The organism is Nocardiopsis coralliicola (genome assembly GCF_054779695.1).
Genome location: NZ_BAAGXT010000028.1, coordinates 30,453 through 52,290 on the forward strand (window position 1 = coordinate 30,453; position 21,838 = coordinate 52,290).

The window sequence follows — 21,838 nt, forward strand, 5'->3', positions numbered from 1 at the left end:
GACGCGGGCGGGCTCAGCCCTTGACTGCGGCGCGGACTCCCAGCAGTTCTTCGATCGCATCGACGGTGGCGGTGAGACTTCCTGCTGACGCTCCGGGCGCGGAGAGCGCCGCCTGGACCCGCTGCAGCCCCGCGTCGGCGATCAGGCGCTTCTCGTTCAGTGCCCACAGCCCCTGTTCGGCGACGCGCGCATGCGCTTCGCAGAGGATCGCGCGGGAGAGCATGCCGAGACAGTTCGCGACATCAGCGAGCCCCGCGTAGCCGCGGGCGAACAGCAGGTTCACGCCGACCTGGCCGCGCCAGACCGGCGGCGCGGAGGCGGCCAGTGCCGGCGGGTACCCGGCGGGCTGCTCCAGATGCCCGTGCAGGACATGGCAGCTGGCCAGCTCGCCCACGGGAAGATAGGTGGGCGCGCCGACGATCGAGCCGGCCTGCAGCAGGACATCGAATGCTCCCCGCTCGGCCTGCCGGGTCCATTGTTCGATGTCGTCGAGATTGCGGAACAGCACATCGACCTGGGTTCCCTCGACGGTGAACCAGCCGCCGCCGTTGACGAGCGGTCCCCACTCTCCGAGCTCGGAGACGGCCCCCTGGTATCCGAGCCCGCGCACATGCTCCGGATCGAAGCTGTCGCCGCTGGAGCGGTAATACACTCCAAGGTCCCAGTCGCTGTCGCTGCGCGCGGCCCCCACGGCCCGCGACCCGCCGAGCACGACGGCCGCCGCGCCCGGAATCGACGAAAGGCCGTCTGCGACGCGTGCGACGTTGGCCGGCATTTCCACCATGGATCGGCTTTCCCTCTCTGGGTTGCTGCGGCGGTCCGTTCGACCGATCGAGTGTATTTCTCCGTTCACCACTCCAGGCGGGATTTGTTGTCGGCTCAGGCGTGCGCCGCCGGCTATGCCGTCCGGTCCGCCGAAGCCCTCGCCCCCGACCCGCTCCGAGCCGCGCTGCGTGACCGTGCAGCCGCCCCCCTGCTGCCCGGTGCGCACCCCATGACACCGCCGTGCCCGCGGACAGCCCTGCCCCTCTCACTGGCCGGCCATACGTTCCCGTGCCCGCCGGCAGAGCCATCCGCTACTCGCCGTGCAGGCCGGGATAGATCTGCTCGATCCGGTCGCGCCGGATGTACATGTCCCAGTACTGCTCGGCGAGATCGTCGGGGTCGACGACGGTCAGCTGCGCGGCCGCGTCCCCGGCACTGAGGAGCGCGTTCAGCTCGCTGCGGCCGATCGAAGCCCCGACGGAGAGGGTGCCCGCGTAGATGCCGGCTTCGGCCAGCTCCCCGTGGAGGGAGTACAGGTAGTTGCGCGCGGCTGCGCCGAGAGGGGCCAGCCCGCTGAGTCCGGGAAGCGGGTGGACCGCAGTGGTGCCGGTGCTCAGGAGGAAGGCGCCGTCTCCGCGCTCGGTCCATTCCGGCAGGAGCGCGCGGACTACTTCGACCGGCGTCAGTAGCAGCATCGGGAGGCCTGCCTCCAGGCTGGCGGCATCCATCTGGGCTGCGGGGACCAGCTGCTGCTCGGTACTGAACGGCCCGTACTCGACCACGTCGATGCGGCCGAACCGCTCCCGGATGGCCGAGACAAGCGCCGGGACGCCTGCGGGCTGTGCCAGGTCGGCGGTGAACCCCGCCGCCTCGATCCCCTCACTCGCCAGACTGCCGACGAGCGCGTCCAGGCGCTCGCGGCGGCGTGCCACCAGGGCGACGCGGAAGCCCTCCCGGCCGAAGCGGCGGGCGACGGAGGCCCCGAGGCCGGTGCCGGCGCCGAAGACTGCGATCACTTTGGACATGGGTTCCCCCTCATCGTAATTAAGTTGACCACTAGGTCAACTTGATTGAGACGCTATCATGGAGATTGACCGTGGGGTCAACTTTCCTTGGCGGGCAGACTCTGCACGGAGCTGCCCACCGCCAGATCCGGGAGGGGATCAGCGCATGCGGGCCGACGCCCAGCGGAACGCGGAAAAGCTGCGCGCAGCGGCCGCCGAGCTCTTCGCGGAACAGGGCCTGCAGGTCTCGCTGAAGGAGATCGCGCGGCGGGCGGGCGTGAGCCACGGCACTCTCTACAACCTCTTCGGCACGCGTGAGGCGCTCATCGACGAGGTGGTGGCCGATCGCGTAGCGGAGCGCCTGGGCGAGGTCGCGCGGCAGGCACTGGCGTGCCGCAGTGCCTGGGAAGGCTTCGCCCACTACGTCGAGAAGGTGTGTGAGCTCCAGGCCACCGACCCCGCCGTGGCCGACGTGGTCAGCGGCCGGTATCCGGGTGCCGAACGCCTCATGGCAGTCTGCGGGCAGGCGCGAGGCGATGTGCAGCGGATCATCGGGCGGGCCCACGACGCCGGGGAGCTTCGCCCCGATTTCACCAACGCGGACCTGGTGTTCGCCTTCGCCGCCAACGCCCTGCTGGCTCGCGCGACGCACTCCTCCGCCCCGGAATCCTGGCGCCGCCAGGCCGTGTTCCTCCTCGACGGCCTGCGGGCCGAGGCGGCCAGCCGTCCCCTCCCTGCGGAGCAGCTGACCCAGGAAGAGGTGCACGACGCCCTGGTCCACCTCGGCAGATCGTGAAAAACCGCTTCGTGCACCGCAGTGCTCTGGCGATAGCGTGGGAGCGCACTACCGCCGCCACCAGCAAGAAGGACCCGCCGCCATGAACACGCCCGTGCTCCGCCCCGTCCACGGGCCGGAGGAGTTTCCCGCCCTGGTGGCGATCTGGCGCTCCGCGGTGGAGGCGACGCACGACTTCCTGGCGCCGGCCGACGTCGACCACTACGAGGCCATGCTGCGCGACGTCTACCTCCCGAGCGGCGGCGCCGCCCTCACCGTCGCCGAGGTCGACGGGGCGCCCGCAGGGTTCTCCGGGCTGGCGGACGGCAACCTGGACATGCTCTTCGTCGACGCGGCCTACCGCGGCTCCGGAGTCGGATCGACCCTGCTCCGCGACGCGCTCGCCCGGCACCCCGACCTCCGCGTCGACGTCAACGAGCAGAACCCCCAGGCCCTCGGCTTCTACCTCCACCACGGCTTCCACCAGGTCTCCCGCAGCCCCCTCGACGGCGAAGGCCGGCCCTTCCCCCTCCTCCACCTGGCCGCCTCCGGCGCCTGAGCCCGAACCGTTTGGCCCCTCTCCGCCGGTGCAGGATGATGAGGCGATGATGCCGGGCGGAGAGGAGCCTTCCGTGGAGCTTGCGGGGGAGGCAGCTCCGCGGATGTCCCGCCGGGACGTCGCCGCTGAACGGGCCGCAGGGCGGAAGCTGCTGGATGCGGCCGCGGCGGCGGCCGAGGCCCACCGCCAGGCCGCCGACGCGGTGCGGGCAGCCGCGGAGCCGCTGGCGGAGGCCGCCGTCGCCGGGCAGCTGGCCGGCATGCCGGTCGCCCGGCTGCGCGACGCCACCGGCGGACGGCTGCGGCTCGGCGACCTGGAAGAGGCCGGCTACGCCACCGTCGGCGCCGTGCGCGGCGCCAGCCACTATGAACTGACGGCCATCCCCGGCATCGGCGACCGCACCGCCCGGCAGGTCGTGGCCGCCGCCGAAACCATCGCCGGGCACGCGCGCGCCGCGACCGCGATCCGCCTCGACCCCGAGCAGCGCGATGATGCCTCCACTGCCATCGCCACCGCCGTCCACCGCCTCGTCGCGGCCGGCCCCGAAGCCTCCACCGCCGCCGCCGAAGCCGCGGAGAGCGCCGCCGAGCTCCGCGCCCTCGTCGCCGACGCCGCTCCCGCCGCCGGGCTCATCCGCGGGCTCTTCTCCGGACCGAAGCGCCGCGCCCGCGCCCGCGAGGCCGCCGACCGCCTGCGCACCGCCAACGCCGCAGCACTGGCCGCCGGAGCCGAACTCCGCTACCACCAGGCCGCCGCCGACCTGCTGCGCCCGCCGGCCCACGCCATCGAGGCGTGGGAGGACTTCACCGCCCGCGCCGGCGCCTACTACGCCGTCCTCGGCGAAGTCACCGGAGCCGGCCCCGAACGCGCCGCCGCCGAAGGGTTCCTGCCCGACGACATCGCCGAACAGGTCCGCGACCAGCCCCTCGACACCTCGAAGCTCCGCGTCACCCTCCGCGGCTACCAGGCGTTCGGCGCCCGCTTCGCCCTCGCCCGCCGCCGCGTCCTGATCGGCGACGAAATGGGCCTCGGCAAGACCGTGCAGGCCATCGCCGCCATGGCCCACCTCGCCGCCGACGGCGCCACCCACTTCCTCGTCATCTGCCCCGCCAGCGTCCTCGTCAACTGGCTGCGCGAGATCGAGCAGCACAGCGCCCTGGCCGCGGTCCGCCTGCACGGCCCGGAGTTCGCCGCCGCCCGCGACCACTGGCGCACCCGCGGCGGCGTCGCCGTCACCACCTTCAACGGACTGACCCGCCTCGCCGGCGATCTGCCGCCCGCAGAGCGCCCCTCCGTCGGCCTGCTCACCGTGGACGAGGCCCACTACGTCAAGAACCCCGAGGCGCAGCGCTCCCGCTCAGTCGCAGACTGGGCCGGCCCCGCCTCCGGCGCCGGCACCGAGCAACCCGTCCTCTTCCTCTCCGGCACCCCGATGGAGAACCGGGTGGGCGAGTTCCGCTCGCTCGTCCAACGGCTCGATCCCGCGCTCGCCGACAGCCTGGACGGCACCGAGGGCCTCGGCGGCCCCACCGCCTTCCGGCGCGCCGTCGCCCGCCTCTACCTGCGCCGCAACCAGGAAGACGTGCTCGACGAGCTGCCCGAGATGCGCCGCATCGACGAATGGGAGGACCCCGACCCTGCCGAGCTGGCCGCCTACCGCCGCGCGGTCTCCGCGGCCGACTGGCACGGCATGCGCCGTTCCGCCTACGCCGCACCCGCCTCCTCCGCACCCGCCTCCTCCGCCAAGCTCGAACGCCTGCGCGAGCTTGTCGACGAGGCCGCCGGCAACGGCCGCAAGGTCCTCGTCTTCTCCTATTACCGCGACGTGCTCGCCACCGTCGCCGGCGCGCTCGCCGACCGGCGCGGCCGGCCGGCACCCGGCCCGCCGATCACCGGTTCGGTCCCGCCCGCGCGCCGCCAGGCCATCGTCGACGCGTTCACCGCCGCGCCCGGCCACGCCGTGCTCCTCGCCCAGATCGAGGCGGGCGGCACCGGCCTCAACCTCCAGGCGGCGTCCGTCGTCATCCTCTGCGAGCCGCAGGTGAAGCCGACCTGGGAAGAGCAGGCGGCGGCCCGCGCCCACCGCATGGGCCAGACGCGTTCGGTCCAGGTCCACCGGCTGCTCTCGTCCAGCGGCGTCGACGGCCGCATGGTCGAGATCCTCGGCCGCAAGCAGCGCGCCTTCGACTCCTACGCCCGCCGCAGCGACCTCGCCGACGCCGCCCCCGCCGCCGTCGACCTCTCCGACGACGCCCTCGCCCGCACCATCGTCGCCGAGGAGCAGCGCCGCCTGGCGGCCTAGGCAGTACGGCGAACGTACTCGCCATTACGAAGCGGTGTGGGTGCCGTAGTCGCCAGAGGGTGGGGGAAGGTGGCGCTCATGGCCGGCTGCAGGATCGATCGGCAGATCACGGACTTCGGTGAGCAGGTGCGCGGGTGGCGCATGGTCCTCAACCGGACAGCGCGGCAGGTGTCCGGGCGCGCCGACATCACGCGCGACACCCTGCGCAAGATCGAGTCGGGCAACCCCAACGTCAGCTTCAGCAACGTCGCCCAGGTACTCCGCGCACTCGGAGTCCTCGACCAGGTGGTGGACACGGTCGACCCGCTGAACAGCGACATCGGTCGGCTCCGCGCGGGCCACCTCGCCAAGAAGCGTGCCCGATGACCGCGATTGACGTGCATCTCGACGAGTCCGGCCGTCCTCGCCTGGTCGGCCAGGCCCACTTCACTCGGACCCGCGGCAGGATCTCCACGACCTTCCTGTACGACCCGCAGTACTTCGCCGCCGACGGCATGGGCATCGACCCTGCTCTCCCGAAGAGCAGTGCCTTCTGGCTGCGCTGCTAGCGCGGGGCGGGAGGTCACGTATAATGTAGGCACGTGCCTACACCTTGGAGGTGCTCGTAATGGCGACAGTCATCTCTTCGCGAGAGTTGAACCGCGATGTCAGCGCTGCCAAGCGCGCGGCATCTGAAGGGCCGGTTGTCATCACTGACCGGGGGGAAGCCGCCTTTGTGCTGCTGTCAATCGAGGAGTACCGGGGCCTCAAGGGAGACAGCGAGGACATAGTTGCCCGGCTCCGCATGGAGGGCGACGCTGACATTGAGTTCGAACCCTTCTGTGGGGACTTCAGCCTCAAGGTGCCCGAACTGTGAACTACCTGCTCGATACCAATGTCCTCAGTGAGCTGAGGAAGCCGGAAGGGCGGTGCGCCCCTGCTGTGGCGGCCTGGGTCGGTGCCCGGCACCCTTCGTCTTTGTACCTGAGCGTGATCACCGTCCTTGAGGTCGAGATCGGCATCCGTCGCCTTGAGTGCAGGGACCTCCCTCAGGCTCGCCGGCTGCGCCGATGGCTGGAGGATGACGTGCTCGATGCATTCTCGGGCAGGATCGTGCCCGTGGACATCGATGTGGCCCGCCGGGCCGCCACTCTGCATGTGCCCGATCCGCAACCGGAGCGCGACGCTTACATTGCTGCTACCGCGCAGGTTCGCGGCATGACGGTGGCTACGAGGAACACAGCGGACTTCGCCTCCACAGGGGTGGCGCTTCTGAACCCATGGGAAGCGTGACCAGTCCATCTGCTGCCTGAGCGGCTGCTTTCCATGTCCCTAGCCTGTGGCCCCCGGACCCGCTCCACCTGGCCAGCGGATCGCCTGCAGGCGCGATTTCCAAGCTGCTCACGGCATTCATCACCCGCCAAGCATCACTGTGTGTTTCTGTCCGGATGCATAAAGTGCTGGTGTATGGCAGGATCGAACCACGGCGAGCCCGGAGGGGGAACGGCTCGCCGACTGGGCCGGATGCCGGGGTGGGGGCATTGCGGTATTCGGCCAGCGTGCCCCCGTCGCGCAGCGGCGGGGGCAATTCCCATGCCTTGTGCCCGCGCTGGCGGCCGGGGGTGACCGCGGGCGGAACCGCAGCGGCGCCCTGAACCGAATCGCGCCCCGGGTGGTTTCCCCGCTCTCGCCGTGAATGCCGTCCGGAGCCCCGTCCGGCTGCCCGATGATCCCGGCGCGTTCCGTTCCCCATGCCCCGTCCCATGTCCCGCCGCACCTGGGGCGTGCCGGGCGGGTGGCGTTGCCGCCGCGCAGCAGGACGGTGCCCATCCGACACGTCCTAGTTGCCTGGCCTGCGGCCGCCATGTCTGACACGCCGGATGTGCTACTTAACGTGATCGAATCCGAGCCTTAATTACTCTGGGTTGCGAATTCGTGTCGTTGAGTGGGGGACTTCATGGCGCTTGGGAAGCGTGCTTCCATCGGGAAGCACCGATGGTTCTCCGGTCTGGCGGCGCTCGCCGTCGTTGCGCCGTTCCTCACCGTGCCGTCGCCGGCGACCGCTCCGGCCCTGAATCCGTTGCCCCCGCCCCCGGCGCCCAGCTGGCCCTCTACTCCGACCAGGCCGCCACCGACCCCATCGCCGAAGACTGGGCCCGCTGCACGTCGGATGCTGACGGCGACTGCTCGTTCGTCATTCCGAACACTGACGGGGACGGGGACAACGCCGGGGCGGAATACTGGGTCGGTCAGATCTCCCCGTCTGCCGACTACCTGATGAACACCGAGCTCCGTACCGGCCACGGCAACGGATCGGATTCGGAGCTGACGCCCTACCGCTTTCCGGTTCCTGCGCTGGCTGCAGGCCAGACCTATCGCTCCGGTTCGGACTTCATGACCGACCCCGGTGCTACTTCGCGGATGACGTCGTCGGGCATCTGGCAGCAGACCCGCGTCAATCCGCCGCTGGCGCAGCGCTGCGGCCTGGACGTCGCCGTCGTGCTCGACCTCTCCGCTTCGGTGGGCAGTGCGCTGCCCCAGCTGAAGCAGGCCACCGACACCTTCACCGACTCGCTCGTGGGCACGCCGTCGCGCATGTCCGTCTTCTCGTTCGACCGTGAATCCCCCAGCTCGGGCGCTGACGCCAACCACCCCGAGCTCACCCCGGTGTCCACCCAGGCCGGAACCGACCAGTTCAAGTCGCTCTACGCCGACTGGACTCTGGGATCCGGCACCAACTGGGACCGCGGAATCGCCGCGGTCAGTGAGGCCGCTCCCGAGTACGAGCTCGCCATCGTCATCACCGACGGCAACCCGACGCGGTACGGCCCCGGAGGTAGCGGCGGCGATGGCACGAACACCACCTTCCGCGAGGTGGAGAACGGCATTTACTCTGCCAATGCCGTGAAGGCCCAGAGCACGCGCCTCATCGCGGCCGGTGTCGGCGGCGGACTCGACCAGGAGTCGGAGCACAACCTCGCCGCGATTTCCGGTCCCACCGCCTACGACGGCACGAACGCGGGGGCCGCGGACTACTTCCGCGCGGACGACTTCGCCGCTGCCGGTGAGGCCCTGCGCGAGCTGGCCCTGCGCCAGTGCCAGGAGAACATCTCTGTCGTCAAGGAGATCGTCCCGCAGGAGAACGAGGGCGAGGACGTCTCCGGCGCCGTGCCCGCAGGCCCGGGCTGGACCTTCGACGCCTCGTCGTCCAACCCGGACATCGGCGGACTGCCGGCCACCGAGTCCACCACCGACGACGGCACCGGATCGGTCTCCTATGAGCTGACCTATCCCGCCGGCACCGACAGCGCCAATGTCTCGATCAACGAGCAGCAGCAGGACGGGTACGAGGTCGTCACCCAGAACGGGGAGAACGCGGTCTGCCGGAAACTCGGCGATGGCAGTCCGCTGCCCGTCGCCAACGAGGGCGACCCCGCCAACCCGGGCTTCACCATCGACGTGCCCTCCGGTGAGGCGGTGTCCTGCACCGTCTACAACCGAGTGATCCCCACAGCGCAAGTCCAGGTCGACAAGCGCTGGATCGTGGACGGCACCGAGTATGAGCACGGGAGCCAGCCGGACGGTCTGGACGCCGAACTCAGCCTCACCGGCCCGGGCAGCGACGGCGCCACTCCGCAGGAGTGGGGGGCGGAGCGCGGGGGCTACGCCGTCGGCGAGTCCGTCACCATGGCGGAGGACGTGCAGGTGAGCGCGCCCGGGTGCACGCTGGTGGATGCGCGCGTTACCCGGGGCCCAGGCGGCGAGCTCGCCGAGGACCTGCCGTATACCGCCGAACTCGGTCGGGACCTCAACTCCTACACGGTCACCAACCGCGTCGAATGCGCGCCCGAACCCGAAGACGGGTTCCTCACGCTGGAGAAGGAAGTCGACAACCAGCCGGGCGGGGACGCCGAGCCCCAGGACTGGACGCTCTCCGCCAGCGGCCCCACCACCATCGAGGGGAACAGCGGTTCGCCGGAGGTGACCCGGGTGCCCGTGGAGCCCGGCACCTACACGCTCAGCGAGTCCGACGGGCCCGAGGACTACACGCCCGGCGACTGGATGTGCCGCGACGCGGCCGGCGGCGAGGTACCGGTGAGCGGCGCCGACGTGCAGATCGCCCCGGCCGCCGACGTGACCTGCGTGATCGTCAACACCGCGCCGTCGCCGAGCCCGAGTCCGTCTCCGAGCCCGTCGCCCAGCACGAGCCCGTCGCCGACGGCGAGCCCGAGCCCGACCGACAGCCCGAGCCCCGAGCCGACCGCGTCGCCGACCGAGGGCCCCGGCGGCGGGACGGAAGGGCCCGGCGCCGGGGGGCCCGGTGCCGGCCCGGACACCGGCGACGCCGGCTCCTCGATGATGCCGAAGACGGGTGCGCAGACGGTGGGGCTGATCCTGCTCGGCCTGGCGCTCGTGCTCGGCGGAGCAGCCCTGGTCTACGGGCTGCGGGCCCGCCGGGCCGGCAGCCGCCGCGGACTGGTGTAGCGCCGCAGGTTGAGGTTCGGGGAGCACCCGGGGGAGCAGCGGCCCCGGGTGCTCCCGGCTGTCCCGTGTCCCCGGCCCGCAGCCGTGCCCAGCCCAGGCGCAGCCCCGCCGTAGGGGAGGGGGTGGCGCCGGGAGTAGGACTGAAGCAGCAGCGAAAAGGAGAGATGTCGACGTGGCCTTCACCGAAGACGAGCTGGCCTACATCCGCTCCCAGCCAATCGTCCGGCTGGCTACCGTGGGGCGCGAGAACCAGCCGGACGTAGTCCCGGTCGCCGCCGAGTTCGATGGCACCTATTTCTGGATCGGAGGTTCCGGTCGGTCGGTGCTCCAGACGCGGAAATTCCGCAACATCGCCGACGGAAACGAGAAGATTGCCCTGGTAATCGACGACATGGTGTCGTTCGACCCGTTCATCGTGCGCTCGCTCCGCGTTTACGGAAAGGCAGACGGTCCGGTGGAGCGAACCGGAATGGTGGGCCCCGGATACTTCCTCCGGATCACTCCCACGGTCTCGTGGAGCTGGAACATGGAAGGGCTCCCCGCCGGGGACGAGTGGTACGAGGCGCGGCGCACCCTGCACGCCCCTTCGGCCAACCCGTGAATCCTGCCGGGTGCGGTCGGGCTGCCCGGTGCGGAACAGCGCCGGCCGAAGGCGGCGGGGCGCGCCTCCGGCCCGCCGGGACCCGCCTACAGCGGATCCGCGCGGCCGGAAACGTCCGCGGATCCGGGCGCCGCCCCCGTTCCGCCTGCGAAGATTGTGCTTTTTTCGGCGGTTCGTCCAACTTTCCGCGAGAGCGCCCGGGGGGAGGTACGCTCGCCGGTGTCGCCCGCAGCGCCGTGCGCATTAGCGGTGCGTGGCGGCCACGGGTGTCTCCGGAAGGACCGGTCGACGTTGCCCAACGTCACACTGGTGTTGCCCTGAAGCAACACGACCGTTTCCGGATGGACCCGAATTCCCCCGCTGACCTGCACTAACCGGTGCACTGTGGCTGCTTTTGGCCTGCTTCGGGGGTATTGGCCGTTTGGCGGGGCGGGTACAAGGTGCGGTTGGGGAAGAAACACGGACACTATTGGCGTCCGAGAGCCTGAACAATGCCTCACCATAGGGATGGGGTAGACAAGGGCCGGACATTGGCCGGCGCCGCGGTCGCGGCATCCAGGGCCGCGACACCGATGGGAGGCGAGATGGCTCGCAGGTCGACCGCGCGGGGCGGCGGAGGTCCGGAGGAGGCCGATGCCCCGCCCGAGCGCGCGCCGGCGCAGCGCGTGCGCCGGCCGGTCGCCGGCGCCGGCGGGCGCTGGTGGGTCTGGGTCGGCCGCGCCGTACTCTGGGCGTTCATCATCGTCGTGATCTTCAACGGCATCTGGCACCCCCTGCGCGAAGGCTTCGCAACGCCCTCCGATGAGGAGCCGCAGCAGGAGGAGTCCGCGGCCTACCCCGAGACGGCTGCCGCGGCCTTCGCCACCCGCTTCGCCCAGCACTACCTCAACGCCTCCACCGACAACGGCGGCGAAGAAGAGCGCGTCACCGCCCTCGCCGAGTTCGTCCCGGACGGCGAGGCGGAGTCCTACGCCACCGGCTCCGCGGAGCTCACCGGCACCGACATCGAGGTCGTCACCGTCGCGCCTGAGGACGACCGCAACGCCGTCGTCACCCTCATGGCCGACATCAACGGCTCGCCCATGAGCCTCGACGTGCCCGTCTACGCCCAGAACGCCTCGTCGCTCGTGGTCTCCGGCCCGCCGGCCCTGCTGCCGCCGCCGGAGAAGGCGCAGCTGCCCGAGGCGCCCGCCGGCGAGACCGACGACGAGTCCCGCGCCGAGCTCGAAGAGATCCTCCCGGACTTCTTCGCCGCCTACGCCGACGACGCCGACCATCTCGACCGCTACCTCGAAGAGGGCGCCTCCCTCGGCAGCATGCCCGGCGGCACCCTCACCTTCGACAAGGTCGAGGACGTGGCCGTCCCCGCCGCCTCCGGCGTGGGAGAGGATGATGTCCGCCAGGCCACGGCCACGGTGGTGTGGGAGGTCCCCGGTGGCCGCGGCGAGGAGCCGGCCACCCTCACCCAGAGCTACGGGCTCACCGTCGTCAAATCCGACGGGCAGTGGTACGTGCGCGACATCCAGGGGGCGGCGCCCGGCGGCCAGTGAGCTCCCGGTGTCCCTGCGTGCCCCCGTGAACGAGGAGATGAATGCCCATGCTGACGAGAGCCGCCGCACAGGAGGACGTGGACTGACATGCTCCCCCTGCTGACCAGTGCCGTGACCGCGGCCGGCGACGCGATCGCCCCTGTCGTGCTCGCCGCCGGAAGCGGCGAAGCGCCCGACACCCAGGGGCTCGCCGAGTGGCTGCGCGGATTCTTCGGCCCGCTGTTCCTGGTGATCGTCTCGATCGTGGCGATCTTCTTCCTGTTCACCAGGGAGATCACGCGGTTCGCCCAGTTCGTCGTCCTCGCGATCTTTATCGGGATCGTCTTCTACGTTCCGAATGTCATCGAGACCCTGGCGACCGCAATCGCGCGGGCGCTGGGTGTTGAGGTAAGCACTTAGGAGCCCGGGACATGGACCTGCCCACTTACACCAACATCTGGCGCATCGAGAAGCGGTTGTACAAGCTGTACGACTTCCGGCTCCCGCAGCCGCTCTCGGTCGTCACTCTTGGTGTGTTCCTGGGCGTCCTCGCAATCTGGGCAATTCTGCTCAGGCTGGTCCATTTCCCGCTGGAGACGCCCTGGCACGTCGTCTGGATCGTCCCGCCGTTCGTCATCACCTTTCTGGCGACCCGCCCGGTCATCGAGGGCAAGCGCCTGACCGAGCTGCTCCTGTCCCAGCTCCGCTACTTCACCGAAGCCCGCGTCTACACCCGGATGGCGCCCGAGCACGAGCCCGCCGAGGTCCGGGTCACGGTGCGGGTCTGGCACCGCGACCCGCTCGCCGGCCCGCTGCCCGTCGTGGCCCCGCGCCGCAGCCGCCGCCGGGTGCCGAAGGCCGCCGTGGAGGCCGCGCCCGAGCGCGCGGCGCTGCACGAGGGCGGGAAGGCCGCGGGAGCCAAGGGGGCCCGCAAGGCGGCTCAGCGGGGCCGCGGTCCGAGCCGCGCGGCAGGGCTGGCTCCGGGCGCCCGCCGGGCCGACGCAGCGGCCCCGCCGCTGCCGGCAGAGCGCACCACCCCCGCATCGGGCCTTCCCGCCTCGGACGGGCCTCCGCCGCTTCCGGTGCGCCCCAGGGAGCCTCAGCCAGCCGGCGGTACCGGGGAGCACCCCTCCGCAACGGCCCAGCCGGACCTGCAGCCCGAGGAGCTGCCGGAAGGCGCCGCGGCGGAAGCCGCACACGGCGCAGCCGAAGCCGCGGAACCCGGACACCGCACCGGCGGACGCCGCATCCGCGCCTTCCCGGCTGCACGCGCTGATGAGCGCGAGGATGAAGACGTCGCGGTCTTCGTCGCCCCGCACCAGGACGGCCGTGCGCGCGCACCCGAGGAGGAACACGAGGAAGAGCGCAGGGCGGAAGAGGAGCACGGGCGGCAGTCCGCGGAGCCGCAGCAGGAGACCGGCGTCGCCGCGCAGGTTGCCGGCGTATCGTGGCCGGCGCCGGAGTCCGCGGGGGAGCGGGAGCCCCGTCACCGCGCACAGACCCGGGAGGGTCAGCCGGAGGAGGAGAAGGCACGGCAGGAGGCCGAGCCCGCGCGCCGGACCGCCCCGGAGCAGGTGGAGCAGAAGGACGCCCCCTCGCTGCGGCGCGCGCCCGCCGATCCGCCCGAGCCCGAACCGCTTCCGGCCGATGCTGCGCCCGAGGAGCCGGTCAGCCTGCGCTCCGAGGCCGACGTCCCCGGCGGTGCGCACGACACTGCGGACCGCCCCGCCAGGAAGCGCCGCGGCGTCGGCCGCGCCGTGCTCAACTACTTCGGCTTCGCCCTCCCCCAGGAGGACGAGGCCGCCGGCGAATCCGCGGAGTCCGCCTCCTCGGGCCCGCACCGCACGCTCGCCGCCGAACGCGCCGAGGCCGCGGAACGGCGCAAGCGCGAGCTGGCCCGGCGCCGCCGCGAGGGCGACCCGGACGCCTTCGAGTTCGCCGAGCAGCGCCGCGCGAACGAGGAATGGCTCCTGCGCTACCGCGAGAACGCGGCCAGGGGCGACGAGGCGGAGGAAGAGGCCGCCGCCGAGGCGGCCCCGGTCACCGCGCGTGCCGACGTCCGCGCCCGCCGCCGCGCTGAAGAGATGATGGCAGCCCCCGAGCAGGAGCCGGCCGAGGCCGGGGAGGCGCGGCAGGACGCAGAGCCGGCCGCCACCGCCGAAGCCGGTTCCGACTGGGATCCGGGCCAGGTCCACGCCGAACAGGCCGCCGAGCACGCTGCCGCGCCGGCCGCGCAGAGCAGGCGGGAGCAGGCCCGCGCCACCGGTCTGCCCGCCACCCCGGAGGAGGCCGCCGCGCAGGAGCACCGCTCCGAGCGGCCCCGCCCGCACGCAGCCCCGTGGGACCTTCCGGCGCCGGATGCGGACGCCGAAGGGGCCGAGGACCAGGCGGCGCACGACAGCGGTGAGGCCGCGGCGGCCGAGCGCCCCAGCAGCTCCACCCCGCAGCCCCGCCCGTGGTTCGAGACGGCTGCCCAGCCGTCCCTGCGCGCTGCTGCCCGGAACACGCCCTCCACGGCTGACGCTGCAGCTGCAACGGAGCGTCCCGCCGAGGAACCGCCGAAGCCCGACAGCGCTCCGCCGAAGGCCGCGACGCACAGCACACCCGCAGCGGGTGCCGGCTCCACCGAGGACGCGGCGCCTGGGGTGAACCAGCGCGACGGCAGCGCGGGCGAGCCCGGCAGCCGCTCTGCCCCGGCGAAGCCCGCCACGGAGCTCGACCACGGCACCGACGAGCACGACAGCCTCCGCGGGTCTGACGGCGCTGACGCCGGACCCGGGAAGCGCGAAGCCGCCACTACCGCAGCCCCCCACGAGCCGGACCCGGGCGCTGAGCAGAGCCATGCGGTGCAGCAGGGCGAGTCGGCCAAGCCCGCCACTGAGCTCGACCACGGCACCGACGAGCACGACAGCCTCCGCGGCACCGGTACCGGCACCGCAGCGGAGCCCCAGCACACCCCTGCCGAGCGCGCTGCCGCCGCGCCCGAGACCGCCCGCCGGGAGGGCGCGCCCGCCGCCGGCGGGCCGGACGAGCAGCGCGCCAAGCCCGCAATGCAGCTCGACCACGGCACCGGCGAGCACGAGAGCTACGTGGAGACCGCCGCCGCAGAGGAGCCGGCGCCCGCCGAAGCGCCCCCAACCGCTGCGGCGGGCCCCGAACCGGCCGCCGGCAAGCCCCAGACCCAGCTTGACCACGGCACCGGAGAGCACGAGAGCTACGCCGAGACCGCAGCGGCCGGCGGCCCGGCCCCGGCTCCCGCGCCGGGGCAGGCGGACACCAGGGCCCGCGAGTCCGCCGAGGGCGCCGGCAGCGCTGCTCCGGCCGCAGCCGACCCGGCCCCCTCAGCGCCGGGCTCTGCAGACCACACGGAGGCGTCCGGAGACACCGCGGTCACTCCGGCCGCGAATTCTTCTGCCGGATCCGCCGCCCCGGTCGGTCAGCCTGCCGCCGCAGCCCAGGCCGCCGCCTCCGCGGAGGCCCCGGCCAACGGCTCCGCCGGTGCGGCTTCCCAGGACTCCGGCCGGGCCGACGCCGGCCGAGCGCTGGCTGCCGACTCGAACGGGCCCGCGGTCCCCGAAGCACAGAAGGCCGGTTCGGCCGAGGCGCCTCCCGCCGAGCGCACGACCGACCGCGCGGACAGCCAGACCGCCGCCGAAGGCCCCGCCGGCAGCCCCGCCCCGGCCAGCCCGGCAGCCGTCGACCCCGCGCCCGAGGCGCCCGCCGCGGAGGCAGAGCCCAGCGCTGCCGCCGCGCCTGCCCAGGACCCCGCCGCGCGCGAGGCCGCCGCCGCGGAACAGGCTGCGCCCTCCCGGGCGCCCGAAGACCACCCGGACGCTGCCCGCCCCGCGAGCAGCACCCCCGCCGGCGGGTCCGAGGAGAGCGCCCAGCCGGCCGGGGCCTCCGCCGAGATGCTCCTGCTCCCCGACAACGGATCGGCCGCCTACCGGGCCGCCGCAGCAGCCTCCGAGGCCGGGGCCGAAGACCACGAGCCGTCCGCGGAGTCCGGGGATGCGGAGCAGGGCGCCGGCTCTGCCACCGCCCTCAGCTTCCGCGACCGGCTTGCCGCCGCCCGCGCCAGCACCGACGACACCCGCACCGGTCCCCCCGACGCCTCCGGCGAGCCGGCCGCGGACCCCCGCATCGGCGCCCCGGCCACCGATGCTGCCAAGCCCGCATGGCAGGTGGACCACGGCACCGGTGAACACGGCTCCTACACCGATGCGGTCAGCGGCGGCGTCGGCGGCGCCGCCGACGGTGCATCCTCCGTCCCTGCTGAGGCCGCCCCGGCAGCGGGCAGCGCAGCGCCTGCCGAGCCCGCCGCCCACGGTCCCGACGCGGCCCAGCCCGCGTCCAGCAGCGACGCCGGCCCGGCCGCTGCGGAGTCCGCGACCGCCGCCCCGGCCGCGAAGCCGGCATGGCAGATGGACCACGGTACCGGCGAGCACGGCTCCTACACTGACGCGGCCGGCGACACCGGCCGCGCCGGGCCCCGACAGGCGCCCGGCCACCGCCCCGGCACCGCCCGACCTTCCTCGTCGCGCGCCGCCTTCACCGAAGACCCCGAGATCTACGACGAGGCCGCCTCCGCCGCGCCACCCGACGACGATGTGCACCGCCGCACCGACGAAGAGCTCTCGGCCGCCGAGGAGAGCGCCCTGCGTGCCCGCGCCGCCCGCCGCGCCCGCGCGCGCGGCGCCGGCCTGCACACCGAGCCCGAACGGTCCGCGCGCCTCGGCCGCAGCATGCGCTCGGCTCCCACCGGCGGCCAGCCGAGCGCCGCCGAGCCGGCGTCGGAGCACGACGACCGCCCGGCCGCCGCTGAACACGCCCCGGACCAGTCCGCCGCCGAGGCCCACTCGGAGGCCGCGGAGCCGGTGGCCGAACCCGGCACCCCGTCCAACGGCGCCGCGCATTCCACCGGACCCGGAACCGACGACCGCTCTCCCGACGCGGGCGCCGCCGTCTTCAGCCGCGTCGCCGAGAACGCGCGCCGCCTCAGCAACCTCTTTGACAGTGCTCCCGGCGGCCCCGGAGGCCGCAGCGGCAGCGGCGGCAGCGCCACCGGCGCCCCCGAGCGCCACGGCCGCCGCGCCTCCGCCGCCGACGCCGACCTCGCCGACGACGCCAAGCCCGAACTCCAGCTCGACCACGGCACCGGCGAGCAGAACAGCCTGCCCGGAGCCCCCGGCCGCCCCGCAGTCGACGCCCCCGACCGCCCCGCTGACACCCCCTCCGGCGCCACCCGCGGCTGGCGGCGCCTCGCCCGGGTCGTCAGCGGCGGCTCCGCGGCGCCAAAGGCCGAAGTGCAGGGCGGCGACCTGGAGCGCCTCCGCACCCCGCTCGGCGCACCGCGCCGCATCGTGGTGCTCGGCTGCACCGGCGGTGCGGGCCAGACCGTCACCGCACTCATGCTGGGCCACACCCTCGCCGTGCACCGCGATCAGCGCATCGTCGCGGTCGACGTCAACCCGGGCGCCGCCGGCATGTCCCGCCGCATCAAGTCGCGCACCCCGGAGACGCTCACCTCGCTGCTCGCCAACGCCGACGCGGTCGACGGCTATCCGGCGATGAGCCGTTACACCACGGCCACCGCCACCGGCCTGGAGGTCGTCGCCACGCTCGACGACCCCTACGTGCAGACCCTCGACGACCGCGACTACGCCGGCCTCGCCGCGCTCCTCTCCTCCTACTACGAGGTGGCGCTCCTGGACCCGGCCGCGACCGGCGTCGCCCGCGCGCTGCCCACCGCCGACGGCCTCGTCCTGGTCGCGCCCGCCAGTGCCGACGCGGCCCGCTCGGTCGCCATGACCTTCGAGTGGCTCGACGGCCACGGCTACTCCGGCTTGCGCCAGCGTTCGGTGGTCGTGGTCAACGGCGTGAGCCGCCGCAGCCTCACCGACGTCGACGAGGCCGAGCAGGTGGCCCGCGGCCGCTGCCGCGCGATCGTCCGCGTCCCTTGGGACGACCACATCACCTCCGGCCGCCTCGGCGACGTCTCCGCGCTCCGCTCCACCACGCGCCGCGCCCACGCCGCGCTCGGCGGAGTCCTCATGAACGGCATCGCCGAGCAGGACCCGGTCCGCCCGGGCCCGCAGCCGGGGAGCGGCGCCAGCGGCTCCAATGGCGGCGCCCGCGCGGCGCGCTCCGACGAGGTGCAGGGCCGCAACGGCGCGCGCGGCTCCCGCCAGCCGGGGAGCACCGGCAGCACTGGCAACTCCGGCAGCACGGGCAGCACAGGCAGCACAGGCAGCGAGGAGGCCCGCCGGTGACGCTTCAGGCATCCTCCCGAGTGCTCCCGATCCGGTCTGCGTCCGTGGGAGCGGGCCGGAGCGCACCCGCTACTGCCGAGACCGCAGCGGCCGCCGCGCACTCCCGCGCACGCGGGGATGGTCCCATCGGCGATGTGACGCCAATGAGCATCTCGCCGTGCTCCCCGCGCACACGGGGATGGCCCCCGCCCTATCGGACCGGCTACCGGAACTGGTGGGTGCCCCCCGCGCACGCGGGGATGGCCCCACGACGACGTGTGGATCATCGGTTCGTCGACCGTGCTCCCCGCGCACGCGGGGATGGCCCCGACACATGGGTGGTGCACCCCGACCGCGTCCGGTGCTCTCCGCGCACGCGGGGATGGGCTCCGGCCGCTCCGCGAATGCTTCGCTGGGCCAGCGTGCTCCCCGCCCACGCGGGAATGGAGCGGCGGCCCCGCCCGCGCGTCGGCCGGTCGGCGCTTCTGCCCCACGCGCGGGGGAGCGGTGAGAGCCGCTCCATCACCGTGAGCCGAGCGGCAGCGCTTTCCGTGCCCGGCACCGGAGTCGGCACGCACCGCTCTGGGCGGCCCCGTCCGGCGGGCCTGCCGGAACGGCAATTCCGACGAGACCCAGAACCGCTGCACAGCACCGCCTTCACCCGGGCCGCCCCCGGACGCACGGCCCCAGCGGCCTTCGGCGACACTGCCTCCGCAGGCCCGCAACGCCCTTCGGGCAGCGCGGACACTCCGCCGAAGACCGCCGCCAAGTTCCATCCCCCTCAGGCAGTACGAGAGGCACGGCAGCCGGGCACTGCCGGCCCCGGCGCCGCCCAGTCCAGGAGCGGACGGCGTCCCAATGCCGGCGCAGCCATCCGACCAACGCCGACCACGACCAAAGAAGCACGGGGGGACCGATGAGCTCCAGCAGGGGCGGCAGCCGGCTTGCGGTCCGGTACTTCGACGACCGCATCCTGCTCAGCGACGCCGAGGCGTGGGCCTACTTCCGCCTGCCCACGGTGTCCTATGAGTTCTCCACGCCGGAAGAGCGGGAGGCGCTGGCCACCAACGTCACCATCGCCCTGGCCGCCATCCGCATGGACGACGCCGAAGTCCACCTGCGCCTGGCCCACCGCCCCTATCCGGCGGTCCAGTGGGCTACCCGGCTGGACCAGACCTCCGACGGCGGCTCCGGCTGGTACGACTACCTCGACGAGATGTACCGCCACGTGTGGGCGAAGGACTTCTGGAGCAAGGAGGTCTACCTCGGGGTCCGCCTCGGCATGCGCGGCGGCGTCGGCAACCAGCTCTCCCAGGGCCTCTCCCAGGGCGTGTTCTCCCAGCTCCTCGGCACCTACCAGCGCTCCGAGCAGTTCCTCGGCATCGAGGACGCGGCCGTCGACGCCAAGGAGATCGCCCGCTGGACCGAGCAGTCCGAGCGCCTCGGCCGCGCCCTCGCCGCGAGCTTCCTGCACGCCCGGCACGCCACCTCCAACCAGATGGCGTGGCTGCTCCGGCACGCGGTCGTCGGCAGCGCCGAAGAGCCGCGGCCCTCGGCCACCGGGCGGCGCACCTGGGGCAAGGGCGAGATCGAGCAGCTGGTCGAGGGCGTCGTGCACAACGGCCGCTCCATGCTGCGGCTGGAGCAGCCGCTCGGCGACACCTACGTCGCCTACCTCTCCTTCTCCCGCTTCCCCGACCTCATGCCGTTCCCCGACGGCGAGCCCTGGCTGCACCACTCCGACGCGCTGCCGTTCCCGGTGGAGATCAGCTCCCGGATGAAGCTCATCCCGCCGGCGAAAGCCAGCAAGGACGTCAGCCGCAAGCTCGCCCACGCGCGCGACATGGACGCCCACATCCGCGAGGCCGGCGCCGACATGCCGATCGCGCTCGCCGAGCAGATCGACGCGGCCCGCATGCTGGAGCACGGCATCACCAAGGAGCGGCTGCCGTTCGTCTACGGCTGGCACCGGCTCATGGTGTCCGCGCCGTCGGAGAACCAGCTCGGCCAGCAGGTCGAGGCGGTGGTGGAGCACTACCGCGACATCGGCATCGACGTGGTGAACTCCACCGGCGACCAGCTCTCGCTCTTCAACGAGTCGCTGCCCGGCGACCGTATCCGCCTCAGCGCCTACGCCCAGCGCCAGCCGCTCCGCACCATCGCCGGCGGCATGCCCACCGCGACGGTCGAGCTGGGCGACCGGCGCGACCCGAGCCAGGGCGGCGGCGGGTGGATCGGCCCCTACATCGGCGAGACGCTCGGCCGGGCCCGCTCCATTGTGCACTTCGACCCGATGGTCGCCGCGGCCCGCAACCGGCCCACCGCCATCGCGATTACCGGCGAGCCCGGCGGCGGCAAGACCACGCTCGCGCTGCTGCTCATCTACCAGCTGGCGCTGCGCGGCGTCACGGTCGCCGCGATCGACCCCAAGGGCGACGCCGAGTCCCTGGTCCGCCTGCTGCAGCGCCGCGGCCGCAAGGCCCGCATCATGTCGCTGGGGTCGGCGGAGCCCGGACTGCTCGACCCGTTCGCCTTCGGCGACGACCTGGCCATGAAGAAGACCATGGCGACCGAAACCCTCCGCCTCCTGCTGCCCCGCATGAGCGAGGAGCGCGAGTCCGCCATGATCCAGGCGGTGGCGGCCGTCGCGAACCAGCCGCAGCCCAGCCTGGCCAAGGTCGTGCAGTACCTGGAGCGCTCGCACGACCCCGCGTCGCGCAACCTGGGCGCGGTCCTGCAGTCCATGTCGGAGATGCGGCTCGCCAGCCTCTGCTTCGACCCGCAGGGTGAGGCCCAGATCGACTCCGAGGGCTGGACCACCGTCTTCACCCTGGGCGGCCTGACCCTGCCGGACTCCACCATCCAGCGCGACGACTACTCCTACGAGCAGCGGCTCAGCGTGGCGCTGCTCTACCTGGTCAGCCAGTTCGCGCGCCGCCTGATGAACGGCCTCGACCGCCACCTGCCGAAGGCGATCTTCCTCGACGAGGCGTGGGCGGTGACCTCCACGCCGGAGGGCGCCAAGCTCGTGCCGGAGGTCAGCCGCATGGGCCGGTCCCGGAACACGGCGCTGATCCTGGTCAGCCAGAACGCCGGCGACCTGCTGAACGAGCAGGTCACCAACTGCCTGTCCAGTGTGTTCGCGTTCCGGTCGAGCGAGCGCTACGAGGTGGAGAGCGTCATGTCGCTGCTCGGCGTGGAGCCGGTCGAGGAGCATCAGGGCATGCTGCGCAACCTCGGCAACGGCGAGTGCATCTTCCGCGACCTGGACGGCCGAGCTGGCCGGATCGGCGTGGATCTGGTGTCGGAGGAGCTGCTGCGGTGGCTGGACACCAACCCGACGCGGCAGCGTCCCGAGGACGACGAGGCCGCCTACGAAGAGGCGGAGGCCGCGGCGGCCGCGGCGCAGGCCGCAGGAGTGAGCACGGCGGAAACACTGGTGGGCACCGGCAGCAGGGGCGACGGGCAGGAACGGTGAGCATGCGGCACGCGCGCGTGGGCAGGGCACGGTCGGATGCGGAGGTCCCGGAGGGGGCGTCTGCGGCGGCCGGCGGGTTGTCCGACAGCGTTACCCCCCACAACAGGCTTCAG

At 73.0% G+C, this 21,838-nt stretch carries 15 protein-coding genes; 13 read left to right on the forward strand and 2 right to left on the reverse strand.

Annotated features, from left to right (window positions below):
• Positions 1-13 precede the first annotated feature (13 nt).
• Entirely contained in the window at positions 14-784 is a 771-nt protein-coding gene (locus ACYVGT_RS18660; protein ID WP_460860081.1) for a nucleotidyltransferase domain-containing protein, read from the reverse strand.
• Between the two features lie 292 nt (positions 785-1,076).
• Complete coding sequence (locus tag ACYVGT_RS18665) at positions 1,077-1,790, reverse strand: SDR family NAD(P)-dependent oxidoreductase (RefSeq protein WP_460860083.1); 714 nt, start codon at positions 1,788-1,790, stop codon at positions 1,077-1,079.
• Positions 1,791-1,935: 145 nt separating this feature from the next.
• Here ACYVGT_RS18665 and ACYVGT_RS18670 point away from each other — a divergent pair, with 145 nt between their 5' ends.
• The 13 genes from ACYVGT_RS18670 (at position 1,936) to ACYVGT_RS18730 (ending at position 21,725) form a co-directional block, all read left to right on the forward strand.
• Positions 1,936-2,565, forward strand: coding sequence for a TetR/AcrR family transcriptional regulator (locus ACYVGT_RS18670; RefSeq protein ID WP_460860085.1), 630 nt, complete (start codon positions 1,936-1,938; stop codon positions 2,563-2,565).
• A gap of 37 nt (positions 2,566-2,602) precedes the next feature.
• Complete coding sequence (locus ACYVGT_RS18675) at positions 2,603-3,103, forward strand: acetyltransferase (RefSeq protein WP_460860086.1); 501 nt, start codon at positions 2,603-2,605, stop codon at positions 3,101-3,103.
• Positions 3,104-3,176: 73 nt separating this feature from the next.
• A complete protein-coding gene (locus tag ACYVGT_RS18680) occupies positions 3,177-5,405 on the forward strand; it encodes a DEAD/DEAH box helicase (RefSeq protein WP_460860089.1) in 2,229 nt (742 codons plus the stop codon).
• Positions 5,406-5,483: 78 nt separating this feature from the next.
• Complete coding sequence (locus tag ACYVGT_RS18685; RefSeq protein WP_460860090.1) at positions 5,484-5,771, forward strand: helix-turn-helix domain-containing protein; 288 nt, start codon at positions 5,484-5,486, stop codon at positions 5,769-5,771.
• On the forward strand, positions 5,768-5,953 hold the full coding sequence (locus ACYVGT_RS18690) for a hypothetical protein (protein ID WP_460860092.1): 186 nt from the start codon (positions 5,768-5,770) through the stop codon (positions 5,951-5,953). The genes ACYVGT_RS18685 and ACYVGT_RS18690 overlap by 4 nt, the downstream gene beginning before the upstream one ends.
• Positions 5,954-6,012: 59 nt before the next feature.
• On the forward strand, positions 6,013-6,261 hold the full coding sequence (locus tag ACYVGT_RS18695) for a type II toxin-antitoxin system Phd/YefM family antitoxin (RefSeq protein ID WP_460860095.1): 249 nt from the start codon (positions 6,013-6,015) through the stop codon (positions 6,259-6,261).
• Positions 6,258-6,677 carry a PIN domain-containing protein gene (locus ACYVGT_RS18700; protein WP_460860098.1) on the forward strand — a complete coding sequence of 140 codons (420 nt, stop codon included), beginning with the start codon at positions 6,258-6,260 and terminating at the stop codon, positions 6,675-6,677. Before ACYVGT_RS18695 ends, ACYVGT_RS18700 begins: the two co-directional genes overlap by 4 nt.
• A 702-nt stretch (positions 6,678-7,379) precedes the next feature.
• Positions 7,380-9,869, forward strand: coding sequence for an LPXTG cell wall anchor domain-containing protein (locus ACYVGT_RS18705; RefSeq protein WP_460860099.1), 2,490 nt, complete (start codon positions 7,380-7,382; stop codon positions 9,867-9,869).
• A gap of 172 nt (positions 9,870-10,041) precedes the next feature.
• Positions 10,042-10,470: a PPOX class F420-dependent oxidoreductase gene (locus ACYVGT_RS18710; protein WP_460860101.1), complete on the forward strand. Its 429-nt coding sequence runs from the start codon at positions 10,042-10,044 to the stop codon at positions 10,468-10,470.
• 584 nt (positions 10,471-11,054) lie between these two features.
• Positions 11,055-12,020, forward strand: a complete 966-nt coding sequence (locus tag ACYVGT_RS18715; RefSeq protein ID WP_460860103.1) for a conjugal transfer protein — start codon at positions 11,055-11,057, stop codon at positions 12,018-12,020.
• 87 nt (positions 12,021-12,107) lie between these two features.
• The gene (locus ACYVGT_RS18720) at positions 12,108-12,419 is read left to right on the forward strand and encodes a hypothetical protein (RefSeq protein WP_460860105.1); all 312 of its coding nucleotides are present in this window, start codon (positions 12,108-12,110) and stop codon (positions 12,417-12,419) included.
• Between the two features lie 11 nt (positions 12,420-12,430).
• Positions 12,431-18,268: a TcpE family conjugal transfer membrane protein gene (locus tag ACYVGT_RS18725; RefSeq protein WP_460860106.1), complete on the forward strand. Its 5,838-nt coding sequence runs from the start codon at positions 12,431-12,433 to the stop codon at positions 18,266-18,268.
• A gap of 895 nt (positions 18,269-19,163) precedes the next feature.
• Positions 19,164-21,725 (forward strand): ATP-binding protein, encoded by a 2,562-nt coding sequence (locus tag ACYVGT_RS18730; protein WP_460860108.1) that lies wholly within the window; start codon positions 19,164-19,166, stop codon positions 21,723-21,725.
• Positions 21,726-21,838: the final 113 nt, after the last annotated feature.

What these genes read in the sequence shown, in the direction of transcription:
- ACYVGT_RS18695 (WP_460860095.1), top strand. Translation starts at nt 6,013, where the DNA reads ATGGCGACAGTCATCTCTTCGCGAGAGTTGAACCGCGATGTCAGCGCT.
- ACYVGT_RS18730 (WP_460860108.1), top strand. Translation starts at nt 19,164, where the DNA reads ATGAGCTCCAGCAGGGGCGGCAGCCGGCTTGCGGTCCGGTACTTCGAC.
- ACYVGT_RS18715 (WP_460860103.1), top strand. Translation starts at nt 11,055, where the DNA reads ATGGCTCGCAGGTCGACCGCGCGGGGCGGCGGAGGTCCGGAGGAGGCC.
- ACYVGT_RS18660 (WP_460860081.1), bottom strand. Translation starts at nt 784, where the DNA reads ATGGTGGAAATGCCGGCCAACGTCGCACGCGTCGCAGACGGCCTTTCG.
- ACYVGT_RS18690 (WP_460860092.1), top strand. Translation starts at nt 5,768, where the DNA reads ATGACCGCGATTGACGTGCATCTCGACGAGTCCGGCCGTCCTCGCCTG.
- ACYVGT_RS18670 (WP_460860085.1), top strand. Translation starts at nt 1,936, where the DNA reads ATGCGGGCCGACGCCCAGCGGAACGCGGAAAAGCTGCGCGCAGCGGCC.
- ACYVGT_RS18720 (WP_460860105.1), top strand. Translation starts at nt 12,108, where the DNA reads ATGCTCCCCCTGCTGACCAGTGCCGTGACCGCGGCCGGCGACGCGATC.
- ACYVGT_RS18685 (WP_460860090.1), top strand. Translation starts at nt 5,484, where the DNA reads ATGGCCGGCTGCAGGATCGATCGGCAGATCACGGACTTCGGTGAGCAG.
- ACYVGT_RS18725 (WP_460860106.1), top strand. Translation starts at nt 12,431, where the DNA reads ATGGACCTGCCCACTTACACCAACATCTGGCGCATCGAGAAGCGGTTG.
- ACYVGT_RS18705 (WP_460860099.1), top strand. Translation starts at nt 7,380, where the DNA reads ATGGTTCTCCGGTCTGGCGGCGCTCGCCGTCGTTGCGCCGTTCCTCAC.
- ACYVGT_RS18665 (WP_460860083.1), bottom strand. Translation starts at nt 1,790, where the DNA reads ATGTCCAAAGTGATCGCAGTCTTCGGCGCCGGCACCGGCCTCGGGGCC.